We start from the raw sequence: 17,725 nt of genomic DNA on the forward strand, positions 1-17,725 counted from the left end.
CTTCCGAGCCGGCAGATACCTGTACCAGTGGTCGTGGGTCCCGGGTTTACAGTCGACAATGGCGGGGCTTACGATGACCGACCCGGCCTGAAATCGGCGCACCACCTTAATTCCACGACCCGCAAAAGTCAATTTGGACAGGCCCGATACGAGCCATTGTTTTTTTGCGTAAGCCCTTGTATTTACTTGAACAACCGAGTAATTGCGTAGCCTTGGCGGCAGTGTACTACGCAACAAGGCAATGCCCATTCACTGCAGGTGACAGGAAAATCGACCCTTGACGACACCGCGACTGCAGCTGGACGAAATCCCCTACCGGGAAGACGCCAGCACACTGTTCGAGACACTGCGCCAGCGCCCCGGTGCCGCCTGGCTCGACAGCGCGCAACCCGCCGCCAGCGGGGGCCGCTACGACATCATGGTCGCGGACCCGATGCCGGACTGCCCGCGCGCGCCCGCCGCAAACGCCCAGGCCGCCGCCTGGCGCAGCTGGCTCGAGGACCTCAAGGCCTTTCATTCCCAGCACTGGGGAAACTACCCTCCCACCGACCCACCGCTGCCTTTCTGCGGCGGACTCCTCGGCTACCTGGGCTACGAGGCGGGCAGCGCCCTCGAGGGCGTAGCCGTCCCCTGCCAGGCCCCGGGCGAGGTCGCCGCCCCTGTCGCCCAGGTTCAGGGCTACCGCTGGTGCGTCGTCCAGGATCACCTTCTGCGCCGGGCCCTGCTGGTCAGCCAGTCCGCCCTGCCCGCCAGTGAAAAGGCCGGGCTGCTGCGGGCACTGCAGGCCGCGCCCACCCAGCCCCCGCGGGCCCTCGCCCCGGGCTTCGCCCTGCAGCGGCGCTTCGAGCCGACCCGCAACCGCCAGTGGTATCGACAGGCCTTCGAGCGCATCCAGGATTACATCCACGCCGGCGACTGCTACCAGGTCAACCTGGCCCAGCGTTTCACCGCGGCCTGTGAGGGTGATCCGTGGCTTGCCTACCAGACCCTGCGCCGGGTGGCAGCGGCGCCCTTCTCGGCCTTTATCAGCCTCGACCAGCAGGATGCGCTGCTGTGCCTGTCCCCCGAGCGCTTTCTCTCGCTTCAGGGCCACCAGGTGGAAACCCGCCCGATCAAGGGCACCCGCCCCCGCCACCCGGACGCCGCCGAGGATCTGCGCAGCGCCCAGTCCCTCAAGAACAGCACCAAGGACCGGGCAGAAAACCTGATGATCGTCGACCTCCTGCGCAATGACCTCGGCCGCAACTGCCTGCCGGGCAGTATCCGCGTCGATGCCCTTTTCGCCCTCGAGAGCTACCCGACGGTGCACCATCTGGTCAGCACCATCCGCGGCGAGCTGGCCCCGGGCCGCCACGCCCTCGATCTCCTGCGCGACAGTTTCCCCGGTGGCTCGATCACCGGCGCGCCCAAGCACCGCGCCATGCAGATCATCGCCGAGCTCGAGGCCTGCCCGCGGGAGGCCTACTGCGGCTCGGTGTTCTATCTCAGCGCCGATGGACGCATGGACAGCAACATTGCCATCCGCAGCCTGCTCTGCCAGGACGGTGAACTGCGCTGCTGGGGAGGAGGCGGCATCGTGGCGGACTCGCAGGCGGATGCGGAGTACCAGGAGACGCTGGACAAGGTCGGGCGACTGCTGGCGGCACTGGAGGAGCGTTTCCTCTGAATCACCCCGCGCACTGATCGCCCCGTAGCTTTGGTTTCGCTGCCGGGTACGTTAGCGACATCTCGCTCCGACATGAGTATTGCCCGCATTAAGGTCCGGCGGTGACCGGAAACACTGACGCTTCGATCAAGCGCCAACGAGCTCAGCGGGAGGGCTCGTAGTAAACAGCGCGCGGTGATAGCGCGAGGCGAGCAGCCCCTCGGGCCAATGCCGAGAACACATCCTGGAGTGGGGCCAGCACAAACGCTTGAGCGAGTGAGTAGAGCGCGCAGAAACCACCACGCCGCAAATTTGCCGCGGAGGTGCCGGTGCGCAGGGCGCCGGTGGGGACCTTCGGCGGCATGGACGCCGCCGAAGAGCTACAGGGACGTACTTGCTGCGTGTCCCCACCGGCGCCCTGCGCACCGGCACCGGAACCCGCTAACGAAGCGGCGAGGTGTCCGCGGCAGGGTGTCAGAGGCTGAGCTTGCGGTTGCTGGCGTCGAGGAAGGCCTGCTTGAGGGCGGGGAAATCGTGCACCGCCGTGAACTGCGGGAACTCGTCGATCACATTCTGCGGCGCATGGAACAGGATGCCCACGTCCGCTTCGCCGAGCATGGTGGTGTCATTGTAGGAGTCCCCCGCGGCAATGACCCGGTAGTTGAGGCCGTGCAGGGCCTGTACCGACATCCGCTTGGGGTCCTTCTGGCGCAGCTTGTAGTCGACCACCCGCCCGCTGTCGTCGACTTCCAGGCGGTGGCAGAACAGGGTCGGCCAGCCCAGCTGGCGCATCAGCGGCTGGGAGAACTCGTAGAAGGTGTCGGAGAGGATGATCACCTGGAAGCGCTCGCGCAGCCAGTCGAGAAACTCCGCGGCGCCGGGCAGCGGCTCCAGGCCGGCGATAACTTCCTGAATGTCGTCAATCTTCAGGCCGTGCTGATCCAGCAGGCGCAAACGCTGCTTCATCAGGACATCGTAGTCGGGAATGTCGCGCGTGGTGGCACGCAGTTCGTCGATGCCGGTGCGCTCGGCGAAGGCGATCCAGATTTCCGGTACCAGTACGCCTTCCAGATCCAGGCAAGCCAATTCCACGTGCTGTTCTCCCACTCGTTCAGAAAGGCGCACAATCTACCCAAGGGCGGCGGCTGCCACAAGGGGCCGTCAATAGACCGGCAGCTCAATATGCGAGAAAAGCTCGTCCAGTTCAGTCTTGCTGTGCTGACGGAAGGCCTCCTCGACGACGTCGCGGGTCAGGTGAGGCGCAAAATCGGTGATGAAATCGTACATGTAACCGCGCAGAAAGGTGCCGCGGCGACAGCCGATCTTGGTGATGCTGCTGGCGAAGAGATGGTTGGCATCCAGCGGGACCAGGTCGCTGTCCGCCTTGGGGTCGTAGGCCATGCCGGCAACGATCCCGATACCCAGGCCGAGGCGCACATAGGTCTTGATGACGTCGGCGTCTGCCGCGGTGAATACGACCTTGGGTGTCAAGCCCCGGGCGACAAAGGCCTCATCCAGCTTCGATCGTCCGGTGAAGCCAAACACGTAGGTGACGATGGGGTGGGCGGCAACATCCTCGAGGGTGAGCTGTGACAGCTGCGTCAGGGGGTGGTCCCGGGGCACCAGCACGCAGCGATTCCAGCGGTAACAGGGCAACATGATCAGGTCGCTGAAGAGCTCGAGCGCCTCGGTGGCAATAGCGAAATCCACGGTGCCATCTGCGGCCATTTCGGAAATCTGCATCGGCGTTCCCTGGTGCATGTGCAGCGACACGTCCGGGTAGCGCTTGATAAAGGCGCGAATGGTCTCGGGCAGGGCATAGCGCGCCTGGGTGTGGGTGGTGGCGATCGACAGGCTGCCCTTCTTCTCGTTGGAGAACTCCTGGGCCACCTGCTTGATGCTCTCGACCTTGCGCAGCACCTCCCCCGCTGCCTCGAGGATGGCCTCCCCGGCAGGCGTGACATGGGTCAGGTGCTTGCCGCTGCGGGCAAAGATCTCCACCCCGAGCTCGTCCTCCAGCAGGCGAATTTGCTTGCTGATGCCCGGCTGCGAGGTGAACAGACTCTGGGCGGTCGCGGACACATTGAGCTCGTGATGGGCAACTTCCCAGATGTAGCGCAACTGCTGCAGTTTCACGACCCACCTCCGCGACAGATTCCGCCACCGGCGGTGTGTCCGGTAGCGCCCAAGGCTTATGAAACAATAGTACCTCAGGGCACTGAAAGCCAACAGTTTTGGAATAAGAATGGTTGCAGATGCTGATCAGAGCCACCACCCCGCGACGTTACCGCGGAGGTGCGGGCGTTTACTTGGCCTTGGGGGACCGTCGCCGGCCATGGATGGCCGGCGACGAGCGTACAGGGATGTACTCGCAGCGTGTCCCCCAAGGCCATGTAAACGCCCGCACCGAACCCGCTAACAACGTCGCCCAAAGGCCGATGGCACAACCCCCTCAGGTCGCCCGCGGATTCGCCACCCCGTGCGGCACATGCCCGGTGGCGATGTGTGGACTCGCCAGGCGGCAGTGGGTCTCCTGGTCGTCGAAAAACACATCGGCCTGATAGGCGCGCAGGAACTCGGTCTTGTTCAGCCCGCCGAGGAAAATCGACTCGTCGATGCGGATGTTCCAGGCCCGCAGGGTGCGGATCACGCGCTCGTGGGCGGGCGCCGAACGGGCGGTCACCAGGGCTGTGCGAATCGGCGCCTCACTGGCGGGAAAGGCCTGCTGCAGGGTGTGTAGGGCGGCCAGAAAAGGCTTGAAGGGACCGCCACTCAGGGGCGTGCGCGCCGCCGCCCGCTCGCTGGCGGTGAAGGCCTCCAGTCCCTCCTGTTTGTAGATGCGCTCGGCCTCGTCGGAGAAGATCACCGCGTCGCCATCGAAGGCAAAGCGCAGCTGGTCGGTGCTGCTGCTGGCGGCCTTGTTGGACACCAGGGTGGCGGCGGCAACGCCGCTATCCAGGGCCGAGCGCACGTCGTCGGGCTCGCTGGAGAGAAACAGCTGGCAGCCGAAGGCGTGGATGTAGCGCCAGGGGCTTTCGCCGCCACAGAACGCCGCGCGACTGATGTCCAGGCCGTAGTGCTGGATCGAGTTGAAGACCCGCAGGCCGGTATCCGCACTGTTGCGGGACAGCAGCACCACCTGCACCCGCGCGGCATCCCCCAGCAGCGTATTCAGCCGGAGCATTTTCTGCACCATCGGAAAGGCCTCCCCGGGCTCCAGGGGCTCCTCCTCGCGGGCAATCTGGTATTCGGAATAGGCCTGCAGCCCCTCCTCCCGGAACACCCGGTGACTCTCGTCCAGGTCGAACAGGGCGCGGGAGGAAATGGCCACCACAAGTTGGCGATCGTCGCTTTGCGTTGCTGCACTCATGCCTTCAGCTTACTCCCTCAGGGGCTCTGCTCGCCAGCCGCAAAATACGTGCGGGTCATGCGAAAAACCAGGGGGGAAAGCAGCAGCAAGGCGACCAGGTTGGGAATCGCCATGAAGGCGTTCAGGGTGTCGGCAATCAGCCATACCAGCTCCAGTTCGATCAGGGTGCCCACCGGAATCGCCAGCACCCAGAGCAGGCGGAAGGGCAGACTGCCGCGCACGCCGAACAGGAAGACCACGCAGCGCTCGCCGTAAAACGACCAGCCGATCATCGTGGTGAAGGCAAACAGGCACTGACCGATGGTGACCACATATTCGCCCCCGGGGAAGGCTTGCCCAAAGGCCATCGAGGTCAGGCTGGCGCCGCTGATACCCGAGGGCAGGACGTCCATGATGACAATCACCAGGCCGGTGATCGAGCACACCACCAGGGTATCGATGAAGGTGCCCAGCATGGCGATCATCCCCTGGTGGATCGGCTGATTGGTGCGGGCCGCTGCGTGGGCAATTGGCGCACTGCCCAGGCCCGCCTCGTTGGAGAAGATGCCCCGGGCCACACCAAAGCGCAGGGCGGCCCAGACCGTGGCACCGGCGAAACCGCCTGCGGCTGCCGAACCGGTAAAGGCGGACTCGACGATCGTGATCACGGCCGCGGGAACGGCCTGCAGGTGGCTGACAATTACCACCAGCCCCATCAGCAGGTAGGCCACCGCCATGAAGGGCACCAGCAAGCTGGCGACCGAGGCGATGCGCCGCACCCCGCCCAGCACCACGGCGGCGACCAGCACCGCCAGCACCAGCCCTGTCGCCAGGGGCGGTACCGACAGTGCGTCCCCCAGCACCTGGGAGACCGCATTCGACTGCACGGTGTTGGCAATCCCGAAACCCGCCAGGCTGCCGAACAGCGCAAAAGCCCAGGCCAGCCAGTGCCAGCGGCGGTGCAAGCCGTTGCGGATGTAGTACATCGGGCCGCCACTGTAGTTGCCGCGCGCATCCTGCTCGCGGAAGCGCACCGCCAATACGGCCTCGGCGTACTTGGTGGCCATCCCCACCAGGGCTGTCATCCACATCCAGAACAGCGCCCCCGGCCCGCCCAGGGCCAGGGCCGTGGCCACGCCGGCAATGTTGCCGGTGCCGATGGTGGCGGACAGCGATGTCATCAGGGCACTGAAGGGCGAGATATCGCCGCCGCCCTCCCCCGTTCGGCCAGCAAACAGCAGGCGGAAGGCCCGGGGGATATTGCGCACGGTCATGCCCCGCAGGCCCAGGGTTAACCACAGCCCGGTACCCAGGAGAAGAACCAGCATCACCGGGCCCCAGGCCCAGCCGTTGACGGTGCGAATGATTCCTTCGATGTCCATCGACACCTCGTTGTTATTCAGCGGGAAAGATCGAAGCCAGCCGCCTGTGGAAAGACCCCGAACACACCACCGGTGTGCAGGAACACGATGTCCCGGCAGCCCTCAAAACGGCCCGCGGCAATTTCCCGCAGCATGCCCAGGAAGGCCTTGCCGGTGTAAACCGGGTCCAGCAGCACCCCCTCGAGCGCGGCCAGGTCGGCGATCAGCTGGAACACCTCGCGGCTGGCGCGGGCATAGCCCTCGCCGACATAGCCGTCCAGCACCCGCACGTCGAGTTTTGCCGGCAGCGCTTCACCGCTGCGGCGGGACCAGTCGGCGGCGTCCGCGGCCACCTTGTCGAGAAAGGTCTGCTCGTCATCGCAGACATTGACCCCCCAGACCGTCAGCGGCAGGTCCAGGAGTCCGGCCCCGAGAGTGAGGCCGGCCTGAGTGCCCCCCGACCCGGTGGCAGTGACCAGGTGCGCGGCAGGCAGTTCCGCCGCAGCCATGTCCCGGGCCAACTCCTCGCAGGCCGCGAGGTAGCCCCAGGCGCCCAGACCATCGCTGCCGCCGGTGGGAATCACCAGTGCCTTGTGCCCGCGACGGGCGTAGTCAGAGCGCCAGTGCTCGAGCAGATCGGCCTGCTCGCGCAGGTACTGCGCCCGGGGATAGCAGCTGACCCGGGCCCCGGCGAGATGGTCGAGCAGATAGTTGCCTTCGGCCCGCTCCGGAGTATCACCGCGCAGCACCAGATGGACCTTGAGACCCAGCTGCGCGCCGACAAAAGCCGTGGCGCGGCAGTGATTGCTCTGCAGGCCGCCGCAGGTGATCAGCGTGTCATAACCGTGGTCGAGAGCGTGGGCGGCAATGAATTCCAGCTTGCGCACCTTGTTGCCACTGAGCAGGCAGCCGGTCAGGTCATCGCGCTTGATCCACAGCCGGTGCCCCCGCCCCCAGTGTTCGGTGGCCCGGGTCAGCAACTGGAGGGGGGTTGGACGGCGGGCCAGCTCGACCCGCCGCGGGAAGGTCAGCGAGGTCATGCCTCAGCCGATGGACTTGAGGGTTCCCTTGGGAAGGACTGCGTGTACATGGATACGCTGGAACTTCATGTCCACATTGTTGGCGACGTTGAGCACCATGTAATTGTCGTCCAGCGAGGTGATGCGACCGAGGATACCCGAGGTGGTCACCACCTCATCGCCCTTGCTCAGGGCGGAGACCATGGCGGCGTGCTCCTTCTGCCGCTTGCGCTGGGGGCGGATGGCGATGAAATAGAACAGGGCGAACAGACCGATCAGGAACACGATCTGGAACAGTTCACCGCCACCCTGGGGAGCGGCGCCCTCGGCCTGGGCCCAGGCACTGCTGATAAATAGGCTCATGCAGAATTTCCTTGCTGCGAATGGTCAGAACAGGCGCCGTCGACGCCGCGGGAAGACGCACAATGTAACCGTAATGGCCGACCCGCTGCAATCCGTAGACCATCGCCGCGGGCGCCTTTGAGAGACATAAAAACCTAACCACGGTCAAGATATGACGCCGACCGAGGGCGGTGTATCATACCGCCTGCATCAATCAACCCACGGGGCACCGCTGCCCACTATAACAGGGAGACACCCGAGATCATGAGTGACTTGGCCGAGATCACCCAGCGACTGCAGACCGCGACCGAGCAGTTGACCGCACCCGGCGCCCCGTTCGAGCTGGAAACCCGCGAGGTCAACGGCATACCGCTGCGGGTCTACAAGAACGCACCGCGCACCCTGCCCGCCGCGCTGGCACAGGCGCGGGAGCACGGCGACAAGACCTGTATCACCTACCAGGACGAACGCTACAGCTTCAACGAGTTCTTCGCCGCCGCCGACCGCCTGGCCCACTACCTGGTTAATCAGGCCGGCGTGAGCAAGGGCGACCGGGTGGCCATTGCCATGCGCAATTATCCGGAATGGATGATGTCTTTTGTCGCCATTGTCTCCGTGGGCGCAGTGGCGGTCCCCCTGAACAGCTGGGGCCGTGCCGAGGAGCTCGGCTACGCCCTGGGGGACGCGGCGGCGCGGGTGGTGATCTGCGACATCGAGCGCCACGTCCTGGTTGCCCCGCAGCTCGGGGAACTGCAGTGCAAGGCGATTGTGGTGCGCGCCGGCGACACGGATATCGGCGAGGCGACATCCTGGGAAACCACCCAGAGCGCCCCCGCGGAATGCCCGCAAGTGGAGATCGCCCCTGACGACCTGGCTCTGATCATGTACACCTCGGGCACCACCGGCAAGCCAAAGGGTGCCGCCTCAACCCACTTCGCGATCGGCCAGTCCCTGCACAACTTCAACCTGCACGCTTTCAGTTCGGCCATGGCCAACCCCGAGGCCGTGGGCCGGATGATGGAGTCCGGCTTCGAGCCCTCCACCCTGCTCGCCGTGCCGCTGTTCCACGTGTCCGGCTGTTACGCCGTGTTCCTGCTCAACCTGGTGGGCGGGCGCAAGACCAGCATCATGTACAAGTGGGACCCCGAGGAAGCTCTGAAGATCATCGAGCGCGAGCGCATCACCGTGTTCACCGGGGTGCCGGCCATGACCATCGCCATGCTTGAGTCAGCGGCCTTCGAGGAAGCCGACACCCGCAGCCTGTTTTCCGTAGGAGCCGGCGGCACCGCCTGCCCGCCCCACCTCAAGGACATGATCTACGGCAAGCTGCCCCACGCCTACCCCGGCACCGGCTACGGCATGACCGAAACCAACGCCGCGGGCAGCAGCTGCACCGGGGAAGCCTGGCGCCTGCAGCCGCGCTCTTCAGGCACGCTGCCGCCGATCATCGAGATGCGCGCCGTCAGCCCCGAGGGCGAGGTCCTGCCCCGGGGCGAGGCTGGCGAACTCCAGGTGCGCAGCCCGACCAATATGCGCGAGTACTGGAACCGCCCCGACGCCACCGCGGAAACCATCGTCGAAGACGGCTGGCTGCGCACCGGGGATATTGGCTACGTCGACGAGAATGGCTTTGTTTTCATCGTCGACCGTATCAAGGACATGGTGATCCGGGCGGGGGAAAACATTTACCCGATCGAGGTCGAGGGTGTGCTCACCGCCCATGACAAGGTCATCGAGGCCGCCGTCTACGGGCTGCCCCACCCCCAACTCGGCGAAGAACTCGCGGCGACCGTCTACGGGCGCGGTGGCGTCACCGCCGAGGAGCTGCGCAGCTACCTGAAAGCGCACCTCGCGGGTTTCAAGATTCCCACCCAGTGGGTGCTCGCCAGCGAGCCGCTGCCGCGCAACGCGACCGGCAAGATACTCAAGCGGGATGTTCGCCAGGCGCACCTGGCGAACTGGGAATACAACTGAGGAAGGCCGGCGGCGCCCCGCACCGGGGCGCCATCAGCAGGTTCTCGCGCGAAAGAGCGCCAATGCGTTCCCGCGCGAAAGAGAGTCAGTGGAACCCGGCGTCTAGCGCACTCAGAGCCCCATGAAGTCCGGGGCGTTGAAGACCCAGCTTTTTTCCTCCACCCGGCGACTGATGCGCCAGCCAGCGTCCGTGCGGCGGTATTCATCCAGGTACCACAGACCGATCAGGAAAATCTGGGTGCCCCCCTCCGGCAGGTTCATCTCCATCGGGTTGAAGCACATGATGCGCCCGCGACCGGTGTCGCCGTCCACTGTCACCTGCAGATTGGCGTTGAGGTGCTGGGAATGGGGAAAGCGCGCGTCGGAGACGGCATCGCTCAGATAGGCAACGGTCTCCTCGACATTGCCGACACCGCCACCAAAGGCCGAGTAGTCGATGTGGGCATCGGCGGTGAAGACTTCATCGCGCAGTCGCTGAAAGTCCTTGCGATCGATCAGGTCAGCGTAGTGATAGAGCAAATCCTGGATTTCAAAGCGGTCTGAAATTTCCTGTTGAGACAACATCTTATAAATTCCTCTTAATGTTATTTATTACTAGATATAGACCGCGGACCAAGGCCGGGCGTGGCCCGCGGCAAGGCTAGAAGTCCATCGGCAGGGGGATATGGCTGGCGAACATGCGGTCGCGGTGGGCCAGCAGTCGCGGGGTCAGCACCGCTGCCACCGCCGGACTGAGATCGCTGTACATGGCGCGCAGGCCCTGGTCCATCGGGCAGTCAGTCGCTGACAGGGGCCGCAGCATGCCGGCGAAGGCCGCCCAGTAGAAGTCGGGCGCGGCCGGCTCCGCCCCGAGGAAGTAGGCGTGGCCTTCCGCCTCACTGGCCGCCAGAACCTCGTCCAGGTGAGCCAGCAACGCGACCAGTCGCGGCTCGGCCTCCGCGGCGGCCGTCTCCGACCAGCCAAAGCGCTGCGCTATCGCCGACACCATGGCCGGCGGCTCCGGCATCTGCATGCCGGGTGCCAGCAGCTGCAGGCGGCGCTGCCAGCCGATGCCCTCGACCCCGGCAACCAGGGCCGAGAGGCCTATCGCCCGGGCCCGCCCTGCGGGGTCCGCGGGAAGCAGCGGCCGCTCCGGCGCCAGGCGCTCCGCCAGGCACAGCAGATCCAGCCAGTGACAGACCGGCGGTTCGTCGTTGTAGACCGCCACCGGCGCGGAGGCCTGGCCAGTCCACTCGCGAAGCTCGGAATTCTCCTCACCGGCCACCTGACGCACCGGCAGGTAATCCAGGCCCTTCCAGCCCAGAATGGCCTTGGCGGCCTCGCCCCAGGGACCGGGCGCACCCGCCGTCAGCACCAGGCGCAGCCCCGTGGCTCGACGCCCCTCCTCCACACTGGCGTATTCCATGGCTACTGATCCAGCTTGAATACGCGGATGGCGTTCTCGCGCAGGAACTTCGGCCACACCTCGTCGCGGAAGGGCACGTCAGGCAGCTCGCGGAAGATACGATCCAGGGACAGGCCCATGGGGAAGTACCCGGCGTACATGACCTGATCGGAACCGCGGGTGTTGGCAAAATGCACGATATCCTTGGGGTAGTGCTTTGGTGCGAAGGCACTGGTCATGTAGTGCAGGTTGGGATACTTGAGCATCAGCTTCCAGGCGACGTCGGTCCAGGGCTCGCAGCCGTGGCGGGTGACCACCCGCAGCTCGGGGAAGAACCACAGCACCTCGTCCAGCAACTCGACCTTCTGCGGGCCGAAGGGCAGACGCGGGCCGGGAATGCCCATGCAGGGGCAGAAGGGAATGTCCAGCTCCACCAGCTTGGCGTAGATGGGGTACCACTTCTTGTCGTTGACCGGGACCGGCGGGCAGATCATCGCCGGAGACGCCGTCACCGCCTTGATGTCGAACTCTTCCTTCATGGCGACGATGGTGCGCACTTCGTCCATGCCGTTGTTGGGGTTGGCTTCGTAACAGGCAAAGAAACGATCCGGGTAGCGGCGCAGGGCCTCCTTGTGCTGCTCGGCGTAGGGGCCGACGCCGATCATCGCCCGCTCGATCCCGTGCTTGTCCATCTGCGCCACGGTGTAGGCGACGTAGTCGTCCTGACCGTCAATCTGCGGAATGTCCTTGAACATGTACTGGGCCGGCATCTTGAACATCTCATGGCTCTGCTTGTCCATGAGCATCGGCTTGATCCACTCGTAGAAGTGGCTGTTGTCATCGCCGGGCACTGCCAGCATCAGGTCAATAACGCCGACATCCGTGGGCATGGGCATGGGGGCTTCTCCTGTCATTGGGCAAACTGACATTGTGCGCGCTGGCGCCGGGGATCCCAAGCTTCAAGGCCCCCGGATGCGCACAATTTGCCCCGGGGCACAAAAGCATGAACCGCCCGCCAGCGGCGCCGACAGCAGGTTACGAAGCGACCTCAAATGCTATCGGCATTTCCTTGATTCCATTAATAAAGTTCGATCTCAGCCAGCGTATCTCGCCATCCAGTCGCGGCTTGCGGATGCGCTTGACGATCTCGCGGAATATCACTTCCAGCTCCAGCCGGGCCAGGTGCGAACCCAGGCAGAAGTGCTGCCCGATGCCGAAAGCCCGGTGGCCGTTGCGCACATCCTCGTACTGGTTGCGCTGGATATCGAAGCGGTCGGGGTCGGAGAATACCGCCTCGTCGGCGCTGGCGGCGCCGTAGAAGAGCTGCACCAGGTCACCCTTGCGGATCGTCGCACCGCCCAGTTCGACGTCCTCCATCGCGGTGCGCCGGAAGGCGATCACCGCCGGGTTGTAGCGCAGGAACTCCTCGATGGCATCGGGAATCAGCTCGGGGTCATCCACCAGCTTCTGGTACTGCTCCGGGTTCTCCAGCAGCAGACGCATGCCGTGGCTGGTTACCGTGCGGGTGGTTTCGTTGCCCGCCACGATCAACAACAGGAAGAAGTAGCAGAACTCATCGTCGGACAGGGGTTCATCCTCGACCGTTCCCTCCAGCAGGGTGCCGACAATGCCCTCGGAAGGGCTTTCCCGATGCGCCGCCGCCAGCTCCATGCCGAGCATGAACATCTCCATCATCGCATTCATGCCGTCCTCTTCCGAGGTGGTCAGCTCCGGGTCGTCCATGCCGAGCATGATATTGGTCAACTCGAACAGGCGTTTCCGGCGATCCAGGGGAACCCCCATCAGCTCGCAGATGGCGATCAGCGGCAGCTCCATGGCGACATCCTCGACAAAGTCGCAACGTCCACCTTCGACGGCGCGATCGAGGATCTCCGAGGCGATCTCGCGGAAGCGCGGGCCATAGCTGTCCACCTTGCGCGGGGTAAAGGCGCTGCGAACCAGGCGGCGATACTTGAGGTGCTTGGGCGGGTCCATGTTGATCATCAGCAGGCGCTGCATCGCCAGCTGATCCGGGGGAAGGTCCTGGAGAAAACAGGTGCGCTCCTCGGAGGAAAACAGATCCGGGTGTTTCGACACGTAGTCCAGATCTTCCTGGCGGGTAATCACCCAGTAGCCAGGCTGATCGTCCCGGGGCTCGTGCCAGGAGACCGGCTGGTTTTCCCGCAGCCAGTGGAAGGAGGCCCGCGGCAGGCCGCCGTGGTAGGTATCCGGGTCGTTCAGGTTGATGTGATAGGGACAGACAGACATGGCAGCAGACCTCGACAGGGCATCCGCCACACAGGCGGACTAATGATCGTTAGTCTATGCAGTGTAGCCGCTTTCTGCGACTCCTGAAAACCCCCGCCCGGGGCGGGGGTCTTCAGCCGATTTCAGCCAAGCTGCAGGGGCAGCCGTCGCTGCCGCTCGCCGGTGGCGGCAAACAGGGCATTGGCCAGGGCGGGGGCGGCCGGGGGCGTACCCGGCTCACCCACCCCGGTGGGCGGCGCGTCGCTGTCCACCAGCACCACGGTTACATCCGGCATGTCAGTGTGGCGTAGCATGCCGTAATCGTGGAAATTGCTCTGCTGCACCGCCCCACCCTTCAGGGTGATCTCGCCGGAGAGGGCCGCACTCAGGGCAAAGGCGATGCCGCCTTCCATCTGGTCCTTGACGATCTGCGGATTGATCACCTGACCGCAATCGATGGCGCAGTAGACATGCTCGATGCGCGGCTTGCCGTCCTGCAGGGAGACTTCCACGACTTCCGCCACATAGCTCTGGAAGGAGGCGTGTACGGCGAGGCCCTGATAGCGCCCCGGCGCGGCCTCTCCCCACCCGGCGGCGCGCGCCACCGCCTCCATGACACGGCGCTCGCGGGAGCCCTCCGGCAGGTGGCGGCGACGGAAAGCAAGCGGATCCTCGCCAGCCGCATGGGCCAGTTCGTCGACAAAACTCTCGACGACAAAGGCCGTATGGCTGTGGCCCACCGAACGCCAGTAGCCCAGCGGCACCGGAATGGGCAGGTTGTGGTATTCAACCTGGATACCATCGAACTGGTAGGGCAGGCTGTCGGCGCCCTCCACCGAGGCGAAGTCCTCGCTGGCCACGACCGTGCCGATCAGCTGGCGCGCCCCCCCGGGGACCCACTGGGGCAGCATCGCCTTGGCCAGCTCGGGCATCATGAACTGGTTGATGCTGGGGCCAACCAAACGGTGGCGCCAGTGGGAGACGACACCGTCGGGATGCACTCGCGCCTGCAGCTCACCGGCAAAGGGCGGCCGGTAGTGATCGTGCTGGATATCGTCCTCGCGACTCCAGACCAACTGGACGGGGCGCTGCACATGCTGCGCGATCGCCGCCACCTCGGCCACGTTGTCCGCCGCGGCACGGCGCCCGAAGCCACCGCCGAGATACTGGTTGTAGACCCGCACCGATTCCCGGGGAATGCCCAGCTGGCGGGAGGCCGCATCGCGGGCAATATCCGGTGCCTGGCTGCCCACCCAGATTTCGCAGTGGCCGTCGCGCAGGCGACAGGTGGCATTCAGGGGCTCCATGGGCGCGTGCGCCAGCAGGGGCAGCTCGTAGCGCGAGCGCAGCAGCTTGCCGCCGGCCTCGCGGCTGGATTCATCCTCGCGGATACTGGCGAAGTCATCGGCGTCCAGCGCGGCCTGCATGGCGGAGGAGATCGCCTCGCTGTCGCGCAGCTCGCCCTCGGGACCGGTGAAGCGAACCTCGACCTTTGCGGCGGCCTGACGCGCGTACCAGTAGCCCTCGGCCACCACCGCGACGCCGTAATCGGTGGCAAAAATATCCACCACCCCCGGCATGCTCCGCGCCGCCTCGGCCTCGAAGCCCTCGACGCTGCCGTCGAACCAGGGGCAGCGCAACAGCACCGCAACCAGGGCGTCCGGTGGCGCGGCGTCGATGCCGAAGCGGGCACTGCCGTCCGACTTGACGCGGGCATCGACACGCTCGTCGTAGCGACCGATCCAGCGGAACTGGTCCGCGGTTTTCAGGGCCACGTCCTCCACCACCGGCAGACTGCCCGCCAGGGGCACCAGCTGGGCATAGGTGGCGCGGTAGCTGCCGTTGCTGGCCAGCACTTCGCCGTCACTCACCTCGAGGCTCTGCCGCGGCAGCCCGCTCTGCTGCATGGCCGCAGCCACCAGGGTTTCGCGGGCGGAGGCACCGACCTGGCGCAGGACATCGTAGAACACGCGGATGGAGGCGCTGCCCCCGGTAATCTGCAACTGCATTTCGGGGTCGGCAAAGGCGCTGTGTACCGGGGCCATCTCCCAGTCGATGCGCTGTGGCGACACCTCCAGCTCCTCGGCCACCAGCGTCACCATGCCGGTCACGATCCCCTGCCCCATTTCCGCCTTGGGAATCTGCAGGGTGATGGCACCTTCCGGGTCAATGCGCAGGAAGGCATTGGGGCGGAAATCCTCCGGCTCGCCCACCACCAGGGGGCGGTCGGAACAGCCCGTCAGGTGGAAACCCAGGGTGAGCGCCCCACCGGCCACGGAAACATTGCGAATAAACTGTCGACGCGAGAGCTTCACGCTTGCTCCTCCTCGGCCCCGGGCTCCCAGTGGCCCACCTCGGCGGCGCCGAGCACCGCATTCTGGATACGGTTGTAGGTGCCGCAACGGCACAGGTTGCCCGACAGGGCGTTGCGCACCTGCTGGCGATCCGGCGACGGATTCTCCGCCAGCAGTGCGGCGGCAGCCATCACCTGCCCCGACTGACAATAGCCACACTGGGGCACTTTGTGTTCGACCCAGGCGGCAAACAGTGGGTGCTCGGCATCCAGGCCTTCAATGGTGGTGACGGAACGCCCGGCAACCCCCTGCAGCGGCAGCGTGCAACTGCGGGTGGCGACACCGTCCACGTGCACGGTGCAGGCACCGCACAGCCCCATGCCACAGCCGAACTTGGTGCCAGTCATGCGCAAATTCTCGCGCAGGGCCCAGAGCAGGGGCATGGACGGGTCGGCCTCGATGGCTACCGGCTGGCCATTCAACTGGAATTCGACACTGCTCACAGCTGCAACTCGCGGATCAGCGCCAGCACATCATCGTGGTGGGTCTTGGTCTTGACCTTGTCCATGACGTGCTTGAGCCGTCCGTCCTTGCCGATAATGAAGGTGGTGCGCAGAATCCCCATGAACTCGCGCCCCATGAACTTCTTCAAGCCCCAGGCGCCGTACTTTTCCGCGATCGCGTGGTTCTCGTCGGACAGGAGCGTGAAGTTGAGCGACTGCTTGTCGATGAACTTGCCCAGCCGCGACACCGGATCGGGGCTGACGCCAAGAACCACCGTGTCGAGCGCTTCCAGCTCCGCCCTGGCGTCGCGCAGACCGCAGGCCTGCACGGTACAACCCGGCGTCATGGCCTTGGGGTAGAAATACAGCACGACATTCTTGTCGTCACGGAACTGCCGGAGGCTGACCTTGTTACCATCCTGGTCCGGCAGCGTGAAGGCCGGAGCCAGATTGCCGATCTTGGGGAATGCCATGCTTGCTTTTCTCCTTGTTTCTGCCGGGGCATGCCGCCGGGCAAAGCCGGTTTCAGAGACGCCCGCGTCGCTCGATCGCGGAAATGCGCACCGGAAATTCGCCATCGGGCCGGTCCTCAAAATACTCCCGCAGCGTTTCCCGCACAACCGGGAAGGCGATCTCGTCCCAGGGTATCTCGCTCTCGCTAAACAGGCCGCTGTCGGTGCTCTCGGGGCCCACCCCGAAAACACCGTCAACCAGGTCGCAGCGGTAGAACAGATAGACCTGGTTGATGTGCGGGACATCGAACAGGCGGTAGAGCTCCATATTCTGCACCCGGGCACGGGCCTCTTCCCAGGTTTCCCGGGCCGCGCCCTGCTGGCTGGTCTCGCCGTTCTCCATGAAACCGGCGGGCAGGGTCCAGTAGCCGCGGCGCGGCTCGATCGCCCGTTTGCACAGCAACACCCTGCCCTCGTGAACGGGCAGGCAGCCCACGATCACCCGCGGGTTGATGTAGTGGATTTCCTCGCAGGCGGTGCAGACATAGCGCTCGCGGTCGTCACCCTCGGGGATGCGCAGAGTGACGCTGGCGCCGCACCAGGTGCAGTACTTCATGCTCAGGCCAGGGCGCGGTAGGCGCCGCCGTAGAACAACAGCGGGTCACCTTCGGCGAGGTGAACCCCCTCGACCCGACCCACCAGAATGATGTGATCGCCACCGGGGTGCGCCGCTTCCAGACTGCACTCCAGGCTCAGCAGAGCCCCTTCGATGATCGGCGCGCCGCTGTCGCCCATCCGGTAATGGCCCGCTTCGAGACCGTGATCGCCCTTGCGGGCGTAGCGATTGGACAGCTCCTGCTGGCCGTCGGAGAGCACATTGATGGCGTAGCGCTTGGCCCCGGAGTAGATGTGGTACACGTCCGAGTTGTTCTGCAGGCTCCACAGCACCAGCGGCGGCTCCAGGGACACCGAGCTGAAGGAGTTGGCCGTCAGCGCCAGCGCCTCGCCCTCCTCGTTGACGGTGGTAATCAGGCATACCCCCGTGGCAAAGCGTCCCAGTGCATTGCGCAGCTCGCGCCCATCCAGTTGCATAGTCATCTCCTGTGGTTGAATCCCCCCGGGGGGATCTGGCTAAAATCAATCTACGGTCGACAG

Annotated in this window: 17 protein-coding genes; 2 read left to right on the plus strand and 15 right to left on the minus strand. The window is 65.1% G+C overall.

Annotated elements, in window-relative coordinates; translation table 11 throughout:
- Positions 1-277: 277 nt before the first annotated feature.
- The gene (pabB, locus tag ACYVGS_RS01420) at positions 278-1,666 is read left to right on the plus strand and encodes an anthranilate synthase component I family protein (protein ID WP_460586845.1); all 1,389 of its coding nucleotides are present in this window, start codon (positions 278-280) and stop codon (positions 1,664-1,666) included.
- A gap of 453 nt (positions 1,667-2,119) precedes the next feature.
- Here the strand turns inward: pabB and thrH are convergent, their stop codons facing one another.
- From thrH to yajC, 6 genes are all read right to left on the minus strand, one after another.
- Positions 2,120-2,737, minus strand: a complete 618-nt coding sequence (gene thrH, locus ACYVGS_RS01425) for a bifunctional phosphoserine phosphatase/homoserine phosphotransferase ThrH (protein WP_460586846.1) — start codon at positions 2,735-2,737, stop codon at positions 2,120-2,122.
- Positions 2,738-2,806: 69 nt separating this feature from the next.
- On the minus strand, positions 2,807-3,781 hold the full coding sequence (gene cysB / locus ACYVGS_RS01430) for an HTH-type transcriptional regulator CysB (RefSeq protein ID WP_460586847.1): 975 nt from the start codon (positions 3,779-3,781) through the stop codon (positions 2,807-2,809).
- A gap of 316 nt (positions 3,782-4,097) precedes the next feature.
- Positions 4,098-5,015, minus strand: a complete 918-nt coding sequence (locus ACYVGS_RS01435) for a 5'-nucleotidase (protein ID WP_460586848.1) — start codon at positions 5,013-5,015, stop codon at positions 4,098-4,100.
- 17 nt (positions 5,016-5,032) lie between these two features.
- On the minus strand, positions 5,033-6,376 hold the full coding sequence (locus tag ACYVGS_RS01440; protein WP_460586849.1) for an alanine/glycine:cation symporter family protein: 1,344 nt from the start codon (positions 6,374-6,376) through the stop codon (positions 5,033-5,035).
- 17 nt (positions 6,377-6,393) lie between these two features.
- Positions 6,394-7,395 carry a 1-aminocyclopropane-1-carboxylate deaminase/D-cysteine desulfhydrase gene (locus ACYVGS_RS01445; protein WP_460586850.1) on the minus strand — a complete coding sequence of 334 codons (1,002 nt, stop codon included), beginning with the start codon at positions 7,393-7,395 and terminating at the stop codon, positions 6,394-6,396.
- Between the two features lie 3 nt (positions 7,396-7,398).
- A complete protein-coding gene (yajC, locus tag ACYVGS_RS01450) occupies positions 7,399-7,737 on the minus strand; it encodes a preprotein translocase subunit YajC (RefSeq protein WP_460586851.1) in 339 nt (112 codons plus the stop codon).
- A gap of 243 nt (positions 7,738-7,980) precedes the next feature.
- Here yajC and ACYVGS_RS01455 point away from each other — a divergent pair, with 243 nt between their 5' ends.
- Complete coding sequence (locus ACYVGS_RS01455) at positions 7,981-9,690, plus strand: class I adenylate-forming enzyme family protein (RefSeq protein WP_460586852.1); 1,710 nt, start codon at positions 7,981-7,983, stop codon at positions 9,688-9,690.
- 111 nt (positions 9,691-9,801) lie between these two features.
- Here ACYVGS_RS01455 and ACYVGS_RS01460 read toward each other — a convergent pair whose 3' ends face one another.
- From ACYVGS_RS01460 to ACYVGS_RS01500, 9 genes are all read right to left on the minus strand, one after another.
- Positions 9,802-10,254, minus strand: a complete 453-nt coding sequence (locus ACYVGS_RS01460) for a nuclear transport factor 2 family protein (RefSeq protein ID WP_460586853.1) — start codon at positions 10,252-10,254, stop codon at positions 9,802-9,804.
- Positions 10,255-10,330: 76 nt separating this feature from the next.
- A complete protein-coding gene (locus ACYVGS_RS01465) occupies positions 10,331-11,095 on the minus strand; it encodes a glutathione S-transferase family protein (RefSeq protein WP_460586854.1) in 765 nt (254 codons plus the stop codon).
- Positions 11,096-11,097: 2 nt separating this feature from the next.
- Entirely contained in the window at positions 11,098-11,970 is an 873-nt protein-coding gene (locus tag ACYVGS_RS01470; RefSeq protein WP_460586855.1) for an amidohydrolase family protein, read from the minus strand.
- 139 nt (positions 11,971-12,109) lie between these two features.
- Positions 12,110-13,342, minus strand: a complete 1,233-nt coding sequence (locus ACYVGS_RS01475) for a cytochrome P450 (RefSeq protein WP_460586856.1) — start codon at positions 13,340-13,342, stop codon at positions 12,110-12,112.
- Positions 13,343-13,464: 122 nt separating this feature from the next.
- The gene (locus tag ACYVGS_RS01480; RefSeq protein WP_460586857.1) at positions 13,465-15,636 is read right to left on the minus strand and encodes a xanthine dehydrogenase family protein molybdopterin-binding subunit; all 2,172 of its coding nucleotides are present in this window, start codon (positions 15,634-15,636) and stop codon (positions 13,465-13,467) included.
- The gene (locus tag ACYVGS_RS01485) at positions 15,633-16,118 is read right to left on the minus strand and encodes a (2Fe-2S)-binding protein (protein ID WP_460586858.1); all 486 of its coding nucleotides are present in this window, start codon (positions 16,116-16,118) and stop codon (positions 15,633-15,635) included. The genes ACYVGS_RS01480 and ACYVGS_RS01485 overlap by 4 nt, the downstream gene beginning before the upstream one ends.
- Positions 16,115-16,591: a thioredoxin domain-containing protein gene (gene bcp, locus ACYVGS_RS01490; RefSeq protein ID WP_460586859.1), complete on the minus strand. Its 477-nt coding sequence runs from the start codon at positions 16,589-16,591 to the stop codon at positions 16,115-16,117. Before bcp ends, ACYVGS_RS01485 begins: the two co-directional genes overlap by 4 nt.
- 52 nt (positions 16,592-16,643) lie before the next feature.
- Positions 16,644-17,186 carry an NUDIX hydrolase gene (locus ACYVGS_RS01495; RefSeq protein ID WP_460586860.1) on the minus strand — a complete coding sequence of 181 codons (543 nt, stop codon included), beginning with the start codon at positions 17,184-17,186 and terminating at the stop codon, positions 16,644-16,646.
- A gap of 2 nt (positions 17,187-17,188) precedes the next feature.
- A complete protein-coding gene (locus ACYVGS_RS01500; protein WP_460586861.1) occupies positions 17,189-17,662 on the minus strand; it encodes a flavin reductase family protein in 474 nt (157 codons plus the stop codon).
- Positions 17,663-17,725: the final 63 nt, after the last annotated feature.

It is taken from the genome of Haliea atlantica, from assembly GCF_054779855.1.

Bases quoted from the DNA above. Each gene is read 5' to 3' on its own strand.
- ACYVGS_RS01470 (WP_460586855.1), bottom strand. From the start codon at position 11,970: ATGCCCATGCCCACGGATGTCGGCGTTATTGACCTGATGCTGGCAGTG.
- ACYVGS_RS01500 (WP_460586861.1), bottom strand. From the start codon at position 17,662: ATGCAACTGGATGGGCGCGAGCTGCGCAATGCACTGGGACGCTTTGCC.
- ACYVGS_RS01475 (WP_460586856.1), bottom strand. From the start codon at position 13,342: ATGTCTGTCTGTCCCTATCACATCAACCTGAACGACCCGGATACCTAC.
- ACYVGS_RS01435 (WP_460586848.1), bottom strand. From the start codon at position 5,015: ATGAGTGCAGCAACGCAAAGCGACGATCGCCAACTTGTGGTGGCCATT.
- ACYVGS_RS01460 (WP_460586853.1), bottom strand. From the start codon at position 10,254: ATGTTGTCTCAACAGGAAATTTCAGACCGCTTTGAAATCCAGGATTTG.
- yajC (WP_460586851.1), bottom strand. From the start codon at position 7,737: ATGAGCCTATTTATCAGCAGTGCCTGGGCCCAGGCCGAGGGCGCCGCT.
- ACYVGS_RS01465 (WP_460586854.1), bottom strand. From the start codon at position 11,095: ATGGAATACGCCAGTGTGGAGGAGGGGCGTCGAGCCACGGGGCTGCGC.
- ACYVGS_RS01445 (WP_460586850.1), bottom strand. From the start codon at position 7,395: ATGACCTCGCTGACCTTCCCGCGGCGGGTCGAGCTGGCCCGCCGTCCA.
- ACYVGS_RS01440 (WP_460586849.1), bottom strand. From the start codon at position 6,376: ATGGACATCGAAGGAATCATTCGCACCGTCAACGGCTGGGCCTGGGGC.
- ACYVGS_RS01495 (WP_460586860.1), bottom strand. From the start codon at position 17,186: ATGAAGTACTGCACCTGGTGCGGCGCCAGCGTCACTCTGCGCATCCCC.
- bcp (WP_460586859.1), bottom strand. From the start codon at position 16,591: ATGGCATTCCCCAAGATCGGCAATCTGGCTCCGGCCTTCACGCTGCCG.
- ACYVGS_RS01455 (WP_460586852.1), top strand. From the start codon at position 7,981: ATGAGTGACTTGGCCGAGATCACCCAGCGACTGCAGACCGCGACCGAG.